Source organism: Pseudomonas sp. HD6515 (genome assembly GCF_024971855.1).
GTDB classification, from domain to species: domain Bacteria; phylum Pseudomonadota; class Gammaproteobacteria; order Pseudomonadales; family Pseudomonadaceae; genus Aquipseudomonas; species Aquipseudomonas alloputida.
Map to the genome: position 1 here is coordinate 3279820 of NZ_CP079827.1, position 17987 is coordinate 3297806.

The window sequence follows — 17987 nt, forward strand, 5'->3', positions numbered from 1 at the left end:
CTGAAGAAAGTGGATAGATTGCCCCGGGGGGCTGCGCCCAAGATAGTCTGCAGCGCGTCACCTGGGAAGCGTAACGCCTTCGCAACTGTTCAACGGTTTTCGCAAGCGCCCACGCTCCCCCACTAAAACCCAACCAAGAGGTCTGTATGAACGCCCCCTTCGATCAGCTGTCCACCTGGCTGAAAGAACACCGGATCACCGAAGTCGAATGCGTGATCAGCGACTTGACCGGCATCGCCCGCGGCAAGATTGCGCCCACCGCCAAGTTCCTCCATGAGCGAGGCATGCGCCTGCCAGAAAGCGTGCTGCTGCAGACGGTCACCGGCGACTACGTCGACGATGACATCTATTACAACCTGCTCGACGCCGCCGACATCGACATGGTCTGCCGCCCCGATCCCACCGCCGTTTACCAGATCCCGTGGGCGATCGAGCCAACCGCGATCGTGATCCACGACACCTTCGACAAGCAAGGCAACCCTATCGAGCTTTCGCCACGCAACGTGCTGAAGAAGGTGCTCAAGCTGTACGCCGACAAGGGCTGGCAGCCGATCGTCGCGCCCGAGATGGAGTTCTACCTGACCAAGCGCTGCGAAGACCCGGATTTGCCACTGCAGGTACCACTGGGGCGTTCCGGCCGTGCTGAAAGTGGCCGTCAGTCGTTCTCGATCGACGCCGCCAACGAATTCGACCCCCTGTTCGAGGACGTCTACGACTGGTGCGAGATCCAGGGCCTGGACCTGGATACGCTGATCCACGAAGACGGCCCGGCGCAGATGGAAATCAACTTCCGTCACGGCGACGCGCTGGACCTGGCCGACCAGATCACCGTGTTCAAGCGCACCATGCGCGAGGCCGCGCTCAAGCACAACGTGGCCGCCACGTTCATGGCCAAGCCGATCACCGATGAACCAGGCAGTGCCATGCACCTGCACCAGAGCGTGGTCGACATCGCCACTGGCAAACCGATCTTCGCCAACGAAGACGGCAGCATGAGCCCGCTGTTTCTGCATCACATCGGCGGCTTGCAGAAGTACATCCCCAAGCTGCTGCCGATGTTCGCGCCCAACGTCAACTCGTTCCGCCGCTTCCTGCCGGATACCTCGGCACCGGTCAACGTCGAGTGGGGCGAAGAAAACCGCACGGCCGGCCTGCGTGTGCCCACGTCCAGCCCTGAGGCGATGCGGGTGGAAAACCGTCTGCCGGGCGCCGATGCCAACCCTTACCTGGCCATCGCTGCCAGCCTGCTGTGCGGCTACCTGGGCATGGTCGAGCAGATCGACCCTAGCGCACCGGTGCAGGGCCGCGCCTATGAGCGACGCAACCTGCGCCTGCCGATCACCATCGAGGATGCGCTGCAGCACATGGAAGACTGCGAAACCGTGCAGCAGTACCTGGGCAAGCAGTTCGTCCAGGGCTACGTGGCGGTCAAGCGCGCCGAGCACGAGAACTACAAGCGCGTCATCAGCTCATGGGAGCGTGAATTCCTGATGCTGAGTGTCTGATCCACCGCGAGGGGTGCTTTGCACCCCATGCACAGGCAAGCCTGCTCTGAACTCCAAGAACAAGACCAACGAGGTGTTCCCATGCGTCATCTGCAAGCCCTGATCCCCGCTGCATTCACCCTGCTGTTCGCCACCACCACCCAGGCCGCGCCCACGGTCAGTGTGTACAACTGGACCGACTACATCGGTGACACCACCCTGGCCGACTTCCAGGCCAGCAGCGGAATCAAGGTGGTCTATGACGTGTTCGACTCCAACGAAACCCTTGAAGGCAAGCTGTTGGCCGGGCGCACGGGTTATGACGTGGTGGTACCGTCCAACCACTTCCTCGCCCGCCAGGCCCAGGCCGGCGCCTTCCTGCCGCTGGACCGCAGCAAGCTGCCGAACTGGCAGCACCTGGACCCCAAACTGCTCAAGCAACTTGAACAGAACGACCCCGGCAACCAGTACGCCGTGCCTTACCTGTGGGGCACCAATGGCATCGGCTACAACGTCGACAAGGTCAAGGCGGCACTGGGTGTGGACCATATCGACTCATGGGCGGTGCTGTTCGAGCCCGAGAACCTGAAAAAGCTCAAGCAGTGCGGCGTGGCATTCATGGACTCGCCCGATGAACTGTTCCCGGCCGTGCTCAACTACCTGGGCATGGACCCGCGCAGCGAAAAACCGGGCGACTACGCCAAGGCCGAGGCCCGCCTGCTCGAACTGCGCCCCTATATCACCTACTTCCACTCCTCCAAGTACGTCTCTGACCTTGCGAACGGCGATGTCTGCGTAGCGTTCGGCTACTCCGGCGACGTGTTCCAGGCCGCCAACCGCGCCGTAGAGGCGAAAAACGGCGTGAAGGTTGCCTACAGCATTCCCAAGGAAGGCAGCAACCTGTGGTTCGACCTGCTGGCCATCCCCAAGGACGCCAACAACCCCGAGCAGGCCCTGGCGTTCATCAACTACCTGCTCGACCCCAAAGTGATCGCCAAGGTCAGCGCCACGGTCGGCTATGCCAACGCCAACCCGGACGCCAAGGCCTACATGGATGCATCGCTGGTGAACAACCCCGAGATCTACCCACCCCAGGAGGTGCTGGACAAGCTGTACATCTCCAGCACCCCGAGCCCAAAAATCATGCGCGTCATGACCCGCTCCTGGAGCAAGATCAAATCCAACCGCTGAGTCGAGAACGCTCATGTCTTTCAATACCCAACACACCGCCTCGTACTACGCCGCCACCGCGCGCGACGCGGCACCCTACCCCAGCCTGGACAGCGAACTGACGGCCGACGTATGCGTGATCGGCGGCGGACTGACTGGGGTCAATACAGCCCTGGAGCTGGCCGAGCGCGGCCTCTCGGTGGTACTGCTGGAAGCCCGACGCATCGGCTGGGGCGCCAGTGGGCGCAATGGCGGCCAGCTGATTCGCGGTATCGGCCATGATGTCAGCGGCTTTGCCCGGCATGTTGGCCAGGACGGTGTGCGCTACCTGAAGCAGGCCGGCATCGACTCAGTGGAACTGGTGGCCGAGCGCATCGCCCGCTACGGCATTGCCTGCGACCTGCGCTGGGGCTTCTGCGAACTGGCCAACACCACGGCGCAGTTCGCGGCCTTCAAGGAGGAACAGGACGACCTGGCCGCCCTGGGCTATCGCCATGAAATACGCCTGGTCAGCGCCGGGCAGTTGAACGAGATCGTCGCCAGCGACCAGTACGCTGGCGGCCTGGTCGACATGGGCTCGGGCCACCTGCACCCACTTGACCTGGTCCAGGGCGAAGCCCGTGCGGCCCACAGCCTGGGCGTGCGCATTTTCGAGCAAAGCCCGGTGCTGCGTATTGAGCACGGGCCCAGGTTGACGCTGCACACGGCGCGCGGCAAGGTGCGCGCAAGCAGCCTGGTGCTGGGCTGCAATGCGCACCTCGATGAACTGGAACCGCGCCTGAGCGGCAAGGTACTGCCGGCCGGCAGCTATGTGGTGGCCACCGAACCCTTGCCCGAAGCGCTGGCCAGCAGCCTGATCCCGCAGAACATGGCGCTGTGCGACCAGAAGGTCGGCCTGGACTACTACCGCCTCACCGCAGACCGCCGCTTGCTGTTCGGTGGCGCCTGCCACTATTCCGGGCGCGACCCTAAAGACATCGGCGCGTACATGCGGCCGAAGGTATTGAAGGTGTTCCCGCAACTGGCCAACGTGCGTATCGACTACCAGTGGGGTGGCATGATTGGTATCACCGCCAACCGTTTCCCCCAGGTCGGGCGCCTGAACCAGCACCCCAACGTGTATTACGCCCAGGGCTATTCAGGCCACGGGCTGAACGTGACGCACTGGACGGCGAAACTGCTGGCCGAAAGCATCGCCCTCGGCCACAGCCACGGCCTGGATGTGTTCAGCGCCGTGCCGCACCTGACCTTCCCCGGCGGCAAGGCCCTGCGCTCACCCCTGCTGGCACTGGGCATGTTGTGGTACCGCTTGCGTGAGGCCCTGGGTTGAGTGGGCCACAACGTTTGCAGCGCCCCTCAGGGCGAGCCACGCACTGTGTTCTTTTCAAAGAGGATTGCCCCGTCCACTGGCCAACTGCCTCGCACCTGCTAGCGTTGTTGAGGCCGACCTCTCACGGATGCCTTTTCATCATGAAATCATTGCCTCGCATTACCCTGTTGTGCGCCGCGCTGCTTGCCGTGGCCGCCTGCTCCAGCAACCGCGTGGACCCCAAGGATTACTCCGGCTTCCTCAAAGACTACAGCCGGCTGCAAGAGGCCAAGAGCCCGTCGGGTGACCCGGTCATGCGCTGGATCGACCCCAAGGTCAATATCAATCAATACAGCCAGGTATTCGTCGAGCCAAGCCAGTTCTACCCCAAGCCGCAGCCCACAGCGGTTATCTCGCAGCAGACGCTGCAGGAAATCACCCGCTACTTCAACGAGGCCCTGCGCCGCGAAATGGGCAGCGTGATGCCGTTGGCCAAGGGGCCTGGCCCGGGCGTGATCGTGGTACGCCCGGCGATCACGGCAGTGTCCACCAGTAACGAGGGCCTCAAGCCTTACGAGGTGATCCCTATCGCGCTTATCGCGGCGGGAGTGAATACCGCCATGGGTGGACGTGACCAGGACGTGGATGTCGGTGTGGAGGCAGCGTTCCTGGACGGCGCCAGCCAGAAGGTACTGGCCCAGGTGGTCCGCAAGGGCGCGGGCCAGGAACTGGAGAACGATACCCAGAAGCTGACCTTGAATGACGTCAAGCCGGTGCTCGATGGCTGGGCCAAAGACATGCGTGCGAGCTTCCTGGCAGCCAAGCAGAAAGGCCGCTGAGTCCGTCGCAACCGGGTTCAGGAGCGGCCCATCGTGACACAAGGCCGCTCCAGTTGACCGCATTAAAACTCAGCACTCGACAAAAGCGACCGCCAAACCGCCGCGCGAGGTTTCCTTGTAATTGGCATGCATGTCCGCCCCGGTATCACGCATGGTGCGGATCACCCGGTCGAGCGAGATGAAGTGCTCGCCATCCCCCCGCAGCGCCATCTGCACAGCGTTGATCGCCTTGACCGCAGCAATCGCATTGCGCTCGATGCACGGCACCTGCACCAGGCCGCCCACCGGGTCGCAGGTCAGCCCAAGGTTGTGCTCCAGGGCAATTTCGGCGGCGTTTTCAAGCTGGGGCGGCGTAGCACCCAGTACCTGCGCCAAGCCGGCAGCAGCCATCGAACAGGCTGAGCCCACCTCCCCCTGACAACCCACCTCGGCACCGGAAATCGAGGCGTTCTTTTTGCACAGGATGCCAACCGCCGCTGCGCCAAGCAGGAAGTCCACCACATCAGCATCGCAGGCACCGGAGTTGAACTTCATGTAGTAGTGCAACACCGCCGGGATAATGCCGGCTGCCCCGTTGGTGGGCGCGGTAACCATACGCCCACCGGCGGCATTCTCTTCATTGACCGCCAAGGCGAACAGGTTGACCCACTCCATGGCGCCAAGGGTCGAGCCGATCACGTTGGGCTTGCCCAACTCCTGCAGGCTGCGATGCAACCGCGCGGCGCGGCGCTTGACGTGCAAGCCGCCCGGCAGGACGCCCTCGTTGCGCAGGCCGTTCGCCACGCACTCACGCATGGCCGCCCAGATGCGCAGCAAGCCTTCGCGCACCTCGGCCTCCGGGCGCCAGGCGCACTCGTTGGCCATCATCAGTTGCGCCACGCTCAGGTTGTGGGCCTTGCACAAAGCCAGCAGTTGGGCACCACTGTCGAATTCATAAGGCAGCATCACGGCATTCGTGTCGCTTGCCGGCGCATCGATCTCGGCTTGCTCGACGATGAAGCCGCCGCCCACCGAAAAATAGGTCTGGCTCAACAGGCTGCGCTGCCCGTCCATGGCTTCCAGGCTCATGGCATTGGGGTGATAAGGCAGGCTCTCGTCGAGCAGCAGCATGTCACGGCCATAGTCGAAGGCCAGCGGATGGCTACCGTCGAGCATCAGGCAGTGCTCTTGCAGGACCTGTCCGATGCGCGACTCGATCGTGGACGGGTCGATACGGTCCGGCCACTGGCCCATCAAGCCTAGCAGGCACGCGCGGTCGGTGGCATGGCCAACCCCGGTAGCCGACAGCGAGCCATACAGCCGCACTTGCACGCGCGTTACCCGCGCCAGCACCCCCTGCTCACGCAAGGCCTGGGCAAAGGTGGCCGCCGCCCGCATCGGGCCCACGGTATGGGAACTGGACGGCCCGATGCCAATTTTGAAAAGGTCGAAAACACTGATAGCCATGCTAATGCCTGAGCCTACCCTGATATGCATCCAGGGTACGGTTGTCTGAAGAAATTGAGCGTTATTGCGAACTTGCGCGATACTGCCGCGCTGGCTCACGGATGACCAACGAAACCTCCTAAGCAAGCCTTTAGTGGTACTAAACGATGCGACGACAACTCAATGGTCAGATGTTCGTCTGGCTGCATGTATTTGCCTGCGCAGCCCGGCACTTGTCCTTCACCCGCTGCGCCGAAGAGCTGCACATCACCCCGGGCGCGGTCAGCCAGCAGATGCGCCAACTGGAAGAGCGCCTGGGCTACCGGCTGTTCCTGCGCCGGGCGCGCGGCGTGGAGCTGAGCGCCGAGGGGCAACGCCTGGCCCAGACGGTGGCTGAGGCCTACGGCAGTATCGAAGCCGAGCTGCTGCGGCTGGACGCGGGGGAAATCCGCGGCACATTGCGTGTGCGTTCGATCCCCTCGTTCCTGGCCAAATGGCTCACGCCGCGCTTGCCGCGTTTTCAACAGCGCTACCCGGATATCGAACTGCGCCTGGTCGCCGAAGACAGCGCCCAGGCGCTGACCCCGGGTGACTTCGACCTGGCCATCGACCTGAACGATGGTAGCTACCCAGGCATGCTCTCGACGCCGCTGCTGGACGAGCAGATCTTCCCGGTGTGCTCACCTGGCCTGCTGCGCGGGCGCCCGCCGCTGCACGGCCCCGCTGACCTGGCGCACTACCCGCTGCTGCATGACATCACCGCCTGGCGTGGCAGTTCGGAATATGCCGAGTGGGAGTTCTACCTGGAAGGCATCGGCGCCGCCGGCCTGGATGTGCGGCGCGGGCACACTTTCAACCGCAACCACCTGACCATCGAGGCGGCGATTGCCGGTATCGGCGTGGCGATTGCACGACGCACGCTGCTCAATGACGAACTGGAGCGCGGCGCATTGATCGTGCCCTTTGGTGTACCGATCGCCAACCACAAGCGTTATGTGGTGCATTACCCGCCTGGCGGCTTGAACCAGCCAGGTGCGCGGGCGGTGCATGACTGGCTGGTGGAAGAAGCGCGGGGGTTCAGGGCGTTGCATCCGTTGAACAAGGAATAGCCACTTGGGCGCGCTTGAGCAGGAGCGCTTGGCTCAATAAGCCTGCTTACCGGTGAAGGCATTGAGCGTGCGCACCAGGATCACGAAGTCCAGCCACAACGACCAGTTGTTGATGTACTCGATGTCCGAGTCGACTCGCTGGATCATTTGCTCGATATCCTTGGTCTCCCCCCTGAACCCGCGCACCTGCGCCAAACCTGTCATGCCGGGCTTGATATTGTGGCGGGCAAAGTAGTCAACGATATCCTGCGAATACAAGGTGTCATGTTGCAAGGCATGCGGCCGCGGCCCTACCAGGGACATTTCCCCGGTCAGCACATTGAACAATTGTGGCAGTTCATCAAGGCTTGTACGCCGGATAAAGGCGCCGACCCGGGTCAACCGTGGGTCATTCTTCTGCGCCTGCTTGACCACACCTGCTTCCGGTTGGTGAACATGCATGCTGCGAAACTTCCAGATACGGAACGATTCTCCTGTCCAGCCGGTACGTTCCTGGCGGAAGAACACCGGCCCGCGGCTGTCGATCTTGATGGCCAGCGCAACAGCCAGCAACACAGGTGATGCAAACAGCAAAATCAACGCGGCCAGCACCCGGTCCTCAAGGTTTTTCAAGAACAGGCTCATGCCCGTCAAGGGTGTCTCCGACAAGGTCAGCACCGGAATGCCGGCAATTTCCCGCACGCTGTGGTTGATCAGGCGCAACGAGAAGATATCCGGCACCCAGTTCACCGCAATGCACTTGTCGAGCAACTTGAAGTAAACGTCGTTGATGACCTCGGAGCCACCCAGTGGCGTCACCAGGTACACCGTACGAATACCGTGTTGGGCCACCAGCTCGTCGAGGTCGCCAATATGCCCCAGCACTGGCAGGCGCTGCTTGCCCTCGGCACTCTCCAACCCCTGCCCATCGCCTTTGTCGAGCAGCACGCAGCCCAGCACTCGTTCGCCAAACCACGGGTTGTTGCTGATTTTCTGATACAGGAAGTTGGCCAGGTCACCGTTGCCGATGATCAGGGCATTGTCCAGGCGTGCATGCGCGCTAAAGCGCTTTTGCAGTTCGCGCACGGCAAAATGCAAGAATAGCTGGGCGACATAACCAATGACGAACAGTTGCACCACCAATAGCCGTGAATAGGTTTCGCTCTGTTTGGTCAGGAACGCCATGACGACCAGGAAGCAAAACGTTGCCGACCAGGCCTTGAACAGGCGGAACGCCTTGATCGACAGCCCGACGTTGGTGCGGTAGATGGCGTAATGATCATAAATGACTGCCAGTGCGCCAATCAGCAACAGCAGCATGATCACGTAATCGGATGTGATATAGCCGAACTGGTCGTAGATCAGGTACCAGGCAATACCGGTGACGGCAATACCATCGAGGCCGGCCTGAATGGCGTTACTGACACTGCTTCTTCTCTGGAGTAAGGAACGACTGCTTCTGGGTTCGAAAACCATTTCAGACCTCATCAAAATGAGCGTAGCAAGTGCCTTCCATCAAACAGCAAGTCTTGAAAACAGGTTACGCAAAACCCGTGCAGCAGGCGCGTAGCGCCCTCAAGCGATTGATATCACTGTAGCAGCCACCCGCTGCTGGCGTACCCGGAATCACCGCTTGTGCGAACTTTGACCGATTCATAGGGCCCGCCTGGCCGAAACCGCCGCCCGCCGGTACAGCAGGGTGCGCAACAGGAATAGCGGATTGCCCACCACGTAACGCATGAACAGGCGCTTGGGTTCGCGCAGCAGGCGGTACAGCCACTCGCCCCCCAAACGGCGCAGCCATTCGGGGGCACGGCTGACCTTGCCGCCGAGGAAGTCCAGGATCGCCCCACCGCACACGATCAGGCATGGCCCGCCAGTGACTGCCAACTCCGCTGCCACCGCTTCTTGCTTGGGCATGCCCATGCCCAGCACGATCAGCTCGGGTTGCTGCTCGCGGGCCAACTGCAAATAGGTTTCAAGGCTGGCGAAACCATCGTGAACCGACACCGGCACGATGCCAAACTCGGCTTCACAGCGCCGCACGGCCTGGTCCAGGTAGGGTTGCCGGGTGCCCCAGAAGGCGACCTTGCGCCCTCGGTAAGCAGCCATGAGCCTGGGAATGAAGTCAGTGCCGTTCATGTTCAGCCCAGGTTCCAGGCCCAGGCGGCGATACAGAATCGCCATGCCGGCGCCATCGCGCAGCAGCACATCTGCGGCCGACAGTGCCTGGCTGTAGCCACCATCGCGCACCACCAGGTTCATCGCATGGGCGTTGACGAAGCCCAGCACGGTGCCCGTATCCGGCGTAGCCAGGCGGTCGAGAAGACGTTGCACAGCGGCGTCATCAGCGATCACTTCCAGCTGGTCGATCACACGCTTCCAGCGATTCTGCCACTGATCCATCAGTCGTCATCCCGTTTTGAACGCACCCATTCAACCTGGCGCTTGATCAGGAAACTCAGGTACAAGGGAATTTTCCTGGCCGCGTAAAACGGCGCGTACAACAACACCGAGAACGGTATCACTTCACGGCAGAAGCGCGCCCAGGCCAACATCACGGCGAAGGCCAGCAAGGCCAAACCGGCAAAGGCGAGCCACGCGGGCGCCGCCAGGCCGAACAGCAGGTACGCCAGCCAGGTCACCAGGTTAAGCCCGAGCAAGGTCAGTACCAGCAACGCCAGGGGCGGCACCAGCAGGTCCAGGGTCAAGGCCGCCAGGCTAGCGTTGCGCTGGGTGATTGCAGCCATCGCCCGTTTGGGTGCGTCGGCAAGCATCAAGCCCAGATGGCCATGCTCCCAGCGGGTGCGTTGGCTGTTGAGGCCTTGCTGGCTGAGCGGGAACTGACTAGTGACCAGTGCCTCGGGGCAGAAAGCAGGCGGTTTACCCTGCTGGCAAAGGTCCAGGCCCAGCTTCACATCCTCGACCAGATGACCATTGGCCAGGTTGATCAGGCTCAGATCGTGCCAGCCGAACGCCATGCCCGCGCCCATCAGCTGGCATGGCAGGCCCAAGCGCGCCCAGCCGCGTGGCCGCACCAGGTTCTTGACCCGCCAGGCAAACTCGGCAACTTGCACCCGCAACCCGGCACCTGCCGGTGCACGCATCAGGTACAGCGACTGTACCGGGCGGGCAAGTGCGTGGCAGCGGCGCGCCAGGCAATCGATCGCCCCCTCGCCCACCTGGCAGTCGGCATCCACCACGATGACCACCTCGGGCGGCCGCTGAGCCAGATGGCGCACGCCGAAATCCAATGCGTAACCTTTGCCGCGCAACCGCGTATCGTGGCGCTCTACCACTTCGGCGCCGGCCTCACGTGCCAACTGGGCCGTGTCATCCGAACAGTTGTCCGCCACGACCAGCAAGCGGTCGCCGTCCAGCAGTTGCGGCGTAACGCTCGCCAGCATCGCGCGAATGATCAATGCCTCATCGTGGGCGGGCACCAACACCGCCACTCGCGGGCGCTCGCCAATGCCCTTGGGCCTCGACCGCACCGGCAGGCAAGCCAGCAACACTTGCAGCACCAGCACCAACACCGGTACCAGGACGATGATCGCCAACAGGCCCAGTAACCAACCCAATACACTTATCATGCGTATGCCTTGAAATAGCCGGCCAGCCTGGCCGCCTCGGTGTCGATGTCATGCCGTTGCACCACACGCTGGTAGGCCACCTCGCCCATGCGCTGCAGTACCTCGGCCGGTTGCGCCAGGCAGTCGGCCATGGCTGTTGCCAGCTCGTCCACGGCGCCGGCAGGGAACAGCCAGCCGTTCTCGCCAGGCCGCACCAGCTCGGGGATACCCGCTACATAGGTGGTGAGCACGGGCCGACGCAAGGCCATGGCCTCCATGATGACCACGGGCAAGCCCTCGGCGAAACTGGGTAGCACCAGCGCACGGGCGGCCAGGATTTCCTCACGTACCTGCGCACTGCTGATCCAGCCAGTGATACGCACTTGCTGCTGCAAGCCGTGACGGGCAATCAAGGCCTCGATCTGCTCGCGCATTTCACCGTCACCCGCCAGCACCAGCTCGAAGGTGATCGACCGGGCAGCGAGACAGCGCGCCGCTTCGAGCAACAGCAGCTGGCCCTTCTGTTCGCACAGGCGCCCAACACACACCAGCCGTGGCGCCGATGGCACATCGACTGGCGCCACCTCATGGAAACCACGCTCCAGTCCGCAATGCACCACCTTCACCTTGCCCCAGTGCTCGTGCGCCACCCAACGGTACAGCTGGCTTCGTCCGTACGAGCTCACCGCCGCGACAAAGGCGGCGCGCTGCACCTTCTCACCCATGTGCAAGAACTGTGGTTTGTCGAATTCTTCCGGCCCGTGCACGGTAAAGCTGTATGTCGGCCCGCCCAGGACGTTGGCCAGCATGACCACTTCAGTAGAGTTGGTGCCGAAATGCGCGTGCACATGTGTTGCCTCCCCAGCCTGCAACCATTGCAGCACCAGGCAGGCCTCGGCCAGGTAGACCAGGTGGTAGGGCCAGGCACGGTCGGCCCGCAGGCCAAGGCGCATGGCCAGCCCCAGCGCCTGGAAAAACCGCCGCGGCTGCGTACGCAGTACTTGCCACGTCGGTGCCAACAACCCCTTGAGCCCACCTTGCAATACGTAGCGGGTCTTGCCCCGTTCGGTTGCGTCCTCGGCATCCTGCACCTCGGCGTCCCACCCACGCAGGGCTATACGTTGCACCTCAACCCCCTGGCGCTCCAGCGCCAGAATTTCGCGACGGATGAAACTGTGGCTGACTTTCGGGTACTGATTGATGAAGTAAGCAATATGCATACGAATCCAGATCCAAACCCGCTTGATGACCAACCTTCCCTGGCAACCTTCACTTCAGGCTGTCGACTACGGGCGGCCTGTCTACTGCCGATGCACTCACAGCAAATGCATCCCCCTGTTTTCCTTGTAGTCCAAGGTTGTGGTTGCTGCTTGGCAATGCTGCCTGCAAGCGGGTGAAAACATCGTCAAGCAATGCCTGGCGGCGGCGGTACATCGCCCGTTTCTTGGCCGGAATGTCAGCTTCCGCCCGTTGCGCCGGTGCTAGAGGCAGGGTAAAAAAGTCCTCACGGTCAGACGCTGTGGCGCCATGTTCCTGCCAGATCACGTCGTAGTTGGCCGCCAGGTCCTGGCCCTTGTCGCTGCCAAAATAGGGATGGCGATGGTGCCGGCAGGCGTCACTGACGGCATACAGCTGTGTCACACCCAGGGTCCTGCCCAGGCATTTCAACGCTTCGAGCAACAGACTGCGTGGCCGCAACCCTTCGAAGTCCTTGGTCAGGTCACGGTAGATAGCCAGTGAGGTTTCGCTGTCGATACCTTTGTGAATACCCTGCACCGCACCGATGAACAGGCTGGTCTCACCTTGGCTGCGGCCCAGGGTGAAGGCCAGGGATGCCACACGCAGGTCGGCCTGGAACAGGTTCAGCACCAGCTCGCCTTCGCGCTTGAACCAGATTGGTCGGTCCAGTACCAGGCAACAGCCCGGCGAGTGGCTGGACAGGTCACACAACTTCAGGTTTTCGTCGCGCCCCAGCAACAGCAACGCCGGGAACTGCCCAGCCACCTGTTCAAAGTGCGAAGCCACCACCTCCAGACGCTGTGGCGCCTCCCAGCATCGGCTGATGTAAGGCCATTGCACGACACCGATACAATCCACACCCAGGCGCTGCAAACCGTGCGGGCCCAGCGCCGCCGTCATGCGCTGCAGGAACCCGTTCAGCTCAGGCCACTGCCTGGCGATCTGCCGTGCCAACTTGTACTTGTTGTGCATCGCCCGCAACGAGTAACCCGGTTGCAAGGTAAACACGCTTTTCACGAGGGTGCCGAGCATCATGGGTTTCTCTCACTTGTACTCGATCAAAGCCGATTTGCCAGCCGCAAGGCGGTGGCGCAGGAACTTCAGCTGGCCGAGCATTTCCGGGAATTTGCCCAACACCAGAAACACAGCCTGCAGCCAGTTCTCGCGCGTCGACTTGCCGCCGCGGCGGGCCAGGCGCACGGCCTGCAGTGGGTAGATCAACAGCAAGAGCAGGCCCCAGCCGCCCAGCAGCAGGCAGGCCAGCGCGATCACCAAGGGTATGCCCAGGCCCCACAACCAGGCCCGACGTGACTCACGCAGCCAATGCCGCTCGGGTGGCTGGCCATGCAGGTAGGCGCCCTCGGCATAGGCGTGCCCAGCACGCAGGCTACGCCGCCACCACTGGCTGAAACGGGTCATGCCGGCATCGTGCAGGGTCATCTCGGCAGCCAGTCGCCAGATTTTCCAGCCGTTGGCCCGCAAACGCACACACAGTTCAGGCTCTTCTCCGGCAATCAGGTCAGGCCGGAAGCCACCCACAGCTGCAAAAGCGTCTGCCCGCATCAGTGCATCGCCGCCACAGGCCTTGGCCTCACCGACCGGGGTATCCCACTCCAGGTCGCACAGCAAGTTGTACACCGACCGCTGCGGAAAGCGCTCACGCCGGCGACCACACACCACTGCCACGGCGGGGTGCTGCTCAAGAAAAGCCTGCGCCGTGGCCAGCCAGGTGGCATTCACCTCGCAGTCGCCATCGACGAACTGTACCAGTTGCATCGATGGCAACAGGCGCTGCAAGGCGGCAAAACCTTCATTGCGGGCGCGTGCGGCGGTGAACGGAATACTCATGTCCAGCGCCAGTACTGCCACGCCAAGGTTGGCGGCCAACTGCAGCGAACCATCGGTGGAACCCGAGTCGACGTACATGACTTTGTCGGCCCCGTGCGCCAGCGAAACAAGGCAGCGCTCGAGGCGCTGGCCTTCATTGCGGCCGATTACCACCACCCCGATCACCGTTGCCATAGGCCTCACTCGACCGATGCCACGGCGGCCGGTTGCCGGGCCTTGATGATGGCCGGCACCCCCACTGCCAGTGAATTGTCAGGCACATCTACCAGCACGACGGCATTGGCGCCGATGATCACGTTGTTGCCGATGCGAATACTGCCCAGCACCTTGGCCCCGGTGCCGATGTCGACGTTGTTGCCGAACACCGGGGCAATCGGCTCGTCGACATTCTTCAGGCCCACCACCACGCCGTTGCGGATACGGCAGTCATCGCCGAAGCGGGCATAGCCGCTGACAACGATGCCGCCAAAATGATCGATGACGAAGTTGCGCCCGATCACCACTTCGCACGGCAGTTCGATACCGGTGATGATCTGGACGAATTTGAACAGCACCTTGTAGATGAGCGAGCACAGTTTGCGCAGCAGTGCCGGGCGCAGCGTATAGCGCCAGCGGCCAAAGCGGTACACCAGCAATACCCAGAAGCCCTGGGCGCCCCAGTCCCCGCCATGGGCACGCAGGTCGGCGCGAATATTCTCGAACATGGCTCCACCTACCTTGTCGGTTGGCTGGCGTACCGGGTCTTGAACAGCAAAGACCAGGTTGCCCGGCAATGACGCCAGCAGGCCTGTATGGCGCCCCAGCCGCGTCGTTTCAACAGCGCCTTGAGTGCCAGCACCAAGTCGCCCAGCGTCACCAGCAGCATGTGCAGGGCAAGCCCCGCCACCCCGTGATGCTTGCGAAAGTACAGCAACTCGCTTTCGATCTGATAGGACGAGATCTGCCGGCTGGCGGCCTCCAGCTCCGCCACCGACTTGGAGCTTTCGCCACCGATATGCACCACCGTGGTATGCGGGTAAAACACCACTTTCCAGCCCGCTTCCTTCACCCGCTTGCAGTGGTCCACCTCCTCGTAATAAAGGAAATAGCGCGGGTCGAACAAACCCACCTTGTCGAGTACTTCGCGGCGTACCAGGTAGAAGCAGCCGGGCAACCAGTCACACTCGCGCACAGAGGCGTGGTCCCAGTTCATTTCGTCGACCATCTTCAGCCCTGGGAAGAACCGCCCCAACCCGGTACGCCCAACGAACACATTGAGCGGCGTGGGGAAGTAGCGACAGCTTGGTTGCAGGTCGCCATCGCGACCCTCCAGGCGCACCCCCAGTACGCCGCACTCCGGGTGGGCGTCCATGTAGTCGAGCGTTTTTTGCAGCGAGTCGGCGGCAACGAAGGCATCGGTATTGAGCAGCAAGGCGTACTTGCCCTTGAGGTGCGCCAACAACTGGTTGTTGGCCCGGCCGAACCCCACGTTCTGCTTGTTGCTCAGCAGCAGAGCCTCGGGGCACACCTGGGCCATGCGCTGCACCGAGTCATCGCGCGAGGCATTGTCGACCACCAGGTAGCTGGCCAGCCGCTCGCTGTCGGCCCGGCGCAGTGCATCGAACATCGGCTGCAGCAGTCCAGCGGTATTGAAGTTCACCACCATGACATCCACAGGTTTGCTAGCCATTTTTGCCGTCCCCGAAGAAATACTGACGTCTTTGCGCCATCAATAGCGGTTCAACTTCCGGGTCATAGGCCCCGTTGCGCTGCTTCACCAGGTCTATCCATGGGTAGGCTTCGCAACGTGCCTCGACCCGTTGGATCAACTGCTCGGTGGTACAGATGAACACGGCCGGGTTGCCACCATAGACGGTGCCTGGTGGCACGTCCTTGGTCACCACCGCCCCTGCCGCCACGATGGATTCGGGCCCGATGGTCACGCGAGGCATCACGATCGCACCATGGCCGATGAAGCAATTGTCCTTGATGTCGATGAAACCGACCGAATCCAGGTGCTTGCCAAAGCGATGCTCGATCAGCAATACCACCCCGTCATGACCGATCAAGGTGCAGTCGGACAGGCCCACGCTGTTGCCGATGCGGACCAGCGACGGGTCGAGAAACTTGCAGCCTGTATTGACGAAGAAATTGCTGCCAACCGAGTGAAAGTTGCCCCATCGGGCCAGATAGGCCCCCCATTCAAGACCAGAGGGGTTGCAGAACCTCCTGTAGAATTTGCCCCCTCGCCCGGTTGCATGGGCGTAGTGCGCCACTGCCTTGCGTATCCATCCCTTCATACTGCCTGGCCTCGCGATCTGAACAATCTGGAGTGTCCTGAGGCGTTCCGGTCTCGTTCTTCTAGGTGCTGACCGCATCGCACTCACCCGTGTACAACCCGCATCACGCAGCGGCGCTGCCGGCCGCTTTCATCTTGTTATCGAGGTGGTCGGCCAGCCGCACGGCAAATTGCAACAGCGGCATGGTCGGGTTGGAGGCGCCGCCCTTGGCAAAAATGCTGCTGCCGGCGACATACAGGTTTTCGGTACCGAACACCTTGCAATTGGCATCGACTACACCGAACTGCGGCGAGGCGGCCATACGCGTGGTGCCCATGTGATGGGCATGGGGTGCCATTTTCAGCGGAATCGAGGTGTCATAGACGAAATCGTTGAGTTTGACGAACCCCAGATCCATGTCGGCGAACTGCTTGGCCAGTTCGCTGCCAATGCACTTGATGGTGTGCCGGTCTTCGGCGCTCAGCACCCAATTGACATTGACCTTGGCCACGCCCAGCGCATCCTTCTCGTCCAGCAGCGAAATACGGCTGTGCAGGTTGGGGAACTGCTCGATCATGGTGCTGATCACGCCGTCACCCGGGCAACTGAACTTGGCGACGAAGGCGACCTTGTTGGCAAACCCCATGTCGCAGGCCAGGCTCTCGAGAAAATACTTGACCTCGGCAGTGCGGCCATAGGTTTTCACATCGGCCAGCAGGGCGGCGGTGACATTGCCTTTACCGGCCTTGTACTCGTCGACGAAAGCATCGGTGGTGTAGTACTGGCGCGGCTCTGGGTCCTGCCCGGACTTAAGGATAAAAGTGCCCATTTCGATGTTCAGGTGTTCCATGAAACACCCGCCTACCAGCCCTTCCTTGCCCACCACGCCTGCGGCCACCAAGGTCTCGCTGTTGAGCAACTGCCGGGCATTCTCGATGGCACCTGTGGCCAGAATGAAATTGCCAGCCACCAGGCGTTGACGATTGCGCTCATAGTCGGACAAAACCACCGCAGCCAGGTGGCCGGAAGCCTTGTCGAACTCCAGGTCGACGCAATTACAGTTGATGAATACGTCCAGGCCTGGGGTCTGCTCCAGTGCTGAAGCGTACTTTTGCGCAAAGCGTGTCGGCGTGCTGAGCAGAAAACGGTCTGCCTCGAAGTCACCACCATTGAGGCCGGCATTCATTGCGCGAAAATCCGAGCCAGGCGCCAGATCGACGATCTCCATCGCTGCCGGCAGGAAGCCTTCGATCTCCGAGTAGGGAATTGGCCAGCCCGGCAAGTCGCCTGGCGGGGCGACGGCAAAATCCGAGGGAGTAAATGGACGACAACGGCCAGCCCAGTGATTGGAGGTACCACCCAGGTAACGCAGGCGGGTTTCCTCGGCATACAGTTCCAGGCCGGTGGATGAGCACGCGTACAAGCCTTGCGAGTGCGGCGCATATTCACGCCCCCCGCCTTCGGCGATCATGACGCTCCAGCCGGCGGCTGCCAGGCGCAAGCCCAAGGTTATACCCGCCGGGCCGGCCCCGATGATGCAGAAGTCATAGTGGTCGCGCAGCGCCTTCTGCTGCTGAAAGTCCTTGATCATACTGACGCGTTCCGGAAGTAACGGGACGGTAATACCCAACCGTTGATTACCACGAATCCGGGCTTTTCGACCGGCTTGCCGGCAACGGCCGCCGAGGCGCCGAACACCGCCCCCCCCACACTGAGCAAGACACAACTCTGGAGAAAACCTCTACGACCCAACTG

At 62.0% G+C, this 17987-nt stretch carries 16 protein-coding genes; 5 read left to right on the forward strand and 11 right to left on the reverse strand.

Features of this window, described 5'->3' with window-relative positions; translation table 11 throughout:
• The first annotated feature begins 146 nt into the window (after window positions 1-146).
• From KW568_RS15140 to KW568_RS15155, 4 genes are all read left to right on the forward strand, one after another.
• Window positions 147-1505: a glutamine synthetase family protein gene (locus tag KW568_RS15140; RefSeq protein ID WP_004374294.1), complete on the forward strand. Its 1359-nt coding sequence runs from the start codon at window positions 147-149 to the stop codon at window positions 1503-1505.
• An 81-nt stretch (window positions 1506-1586) separates the two neighbouring features.
• Entirely contained in the window at window positions 1587-2675 is a 1089-nt protein-coding gene (locus KW568_RS15145) for a polyamine ABC transporter substrate-binding protein (protein WP_004374291.1), read from the forward strand.
• A gap of 13 nt (window positions 2676-2688) precedes the next feature.
• Window positions 2689-3984 carry an FAD-binding oxidoreductase gene (locus KW568_RS15150; RefSeq protein WP_004374290.1) on the forward strand — a complete coding sequence of 432 codons (1296 nt, stop codon included), beginning with the start codon at window positions 2689-2691 and terminating at the stop codon, window positions 3982-3984.
• Between the two features lie 140 nt (window positions 3985-4124).
• Window positions 4125-4802: a DUF3313 domain-containing protein gene (locus tag KW568_RS15155; protein WP_004374288.1), complete on the forward strand. Its 678-nt coding sequence runs from the start codon at window positions 4125-4127 to the stop codon at window positions 4800-4802.
• A gap of 69 nt (window positions 4803-4871) precedes the next feature.
• On the opposite strand, the gene KW568_RS15160 is transcribed toward KW568_RS15155, so the two are convergent.
• The gene (locus tag KW568_RS15160) at window positions 4872-6248 is read right to left on the reverse strand and encodes an L-serine ammonia-lyase (protein ID WP_004576280.1); all 1377 of its coding nucleotides are present in this window, start codon (window positions 6246-6248) and stop codon (window positions 4872-4874) included.
• 146 nt (window positions 6249-6394) lie between these two features.
• Here KW568_RS15160 and KW568_RS15165 point away from each other — a divergent pair, with 146 nt between their 5' ends.
• The gene (locus KW568_RS15165; RefSeq protein WP_014859593.1) at window positions 6395-7336 is read left to right on the forward strand and encodes a LysR substrate-binding domain-containing protein; all 942 of its coding nucleotides are present in this window, start codon (window positions 6395-6397) and stop codon (window positions 7334-7336) included.
• 33 nt (window positions 7337-7369) lie between these two features.
• On the opposite strand, the gene KW568_RS15170 is transcribed toward KW568_RS15165, so the two are convergent.
• The 10 genes from KW568_RS15170 to KW568_RS15215 all read right to left on the reverse strand — a co-directional run bounded on the left by KW568_RS15170 (window position 7370) and on the right by KW568_RS15215 (window position 17823).
• A complete protein-coding gene (locus KW568_RS15170) occupies window positions 7370-8791 on the reverse strand; it encodes an undecaprenyl-phosphate glucose phosphotransferase (protein WP_004374281.1) in 1422 nt (473 codons plus the stop codon).
• Between the two features lie 177 nt (window positions 8792-8968).
• Window positions 8969-9721, reverse strand: a complete 753-nt coding sequence (locus KW568_RS15175; RefSeq protein ID WP_004374277.1) for a WecB/TagA/CpsF family glycosyltransferase — start codon at window positions 9719-9721, stop codon at window positions 8969-8971.
• Window positions 9721-10908: a glycosyltransferase family 2 protein gene (locus tag KW568_RS15180; protein ID WP_004576281.1), complete on the reverse strand. Its 1188-nt coding sequence runs from the start codon at window positions 10906-10908 to the stop codon at window positions 9721-9723. Before KW568_RS15180 ends, KW568_RS15175 begins: the two co-directional genes overlap by 1 nt.
• Window positions 10905-12107 (reverse strand): glycosyltransferase, encoded by a 1203-nt coding sequence (locus KW568_RS15185; protein ID WP_004374272.1) that lies wholly within the window; start codon window positions 12105-12107, stop codon window positions 10905-10907. Before KW568_RS15185 ends, KW568_RS15180 begins: the two co-directional genes overlap by 4 nt.
• A 49-nt stretch (window positions 12108-12156) precedes the next feature.
• A complete protein-coding gene (locus KW568_RS15190) occupies window positions 12157-13161 on the reverse strand; it encodes a VirK/YbjX family protein (RefSeq protein ID WP_019751663.1) in 1005 nt (334 codons plus the stop codon).
• A gap of 9 nt (window positions 13162-13170) precedes the next feature.
• On the reverse strand, window positions 13171-14148 hold the full coding sequence (locus KW568_RS15195) for a glycosyltransferase family 2 protein (RefSeq protein ID WP_004374266.1): 978 nt from the start codon (window positions 14146-14148) through the stop codon (window positions 13171-13173).
• Window positions 14149-14153: 5 nt separating this feature from the next.
• Entirely contained in the window at window positions 14154-14678 is a 525-nt protein-coding gene (locus tag KW568_RS15200; RefSeq protein ID WP_004374263.1) for a serine O-acetyltransferase, read from the reverse strand.
• An 8-nt stretch (window positions 14679-14686) separates the two neighbouring features.
• On the reverse strand, window positions 14687-15643 hold the full coding sequence (locus tag KW568_RS15205; protein WP_004374259.1) for a glycosyltransferase family 2 protein: 957 nt from the start codon (window positions 15641-15643) through the stop codon (window positions 14687-14689).
• On the reverse strand, window positions 15636-16253 hold the full coding sequence (locus tag KW568_RS15210; RefSeq protein ID WP_004374256.1) for an acyltransferase: 618 nt from the start codon (window positions 16251-16253) through the stop codon (window positions 15636-15638). The genes KW568_RS15205 and KW568_RS15210 overlap by 8 nt, the downstream gene beginning before the upstream one ends.
• A gap of 103 nt (window positions 16254-16356) precedes the next feature.
• Window positions 16357-17823: a GMC oxidoreductase gene (locus KW568_RS15215; protein WP_004576284.1), complete on the reverse strand. Its 1467-nt coding sequence runs from the start codon at window positions 17821-17823 to the stop codon at window positions 16357-16359.
• Window positions 17824-17987 lie beyond the last annotated feature (164 nt).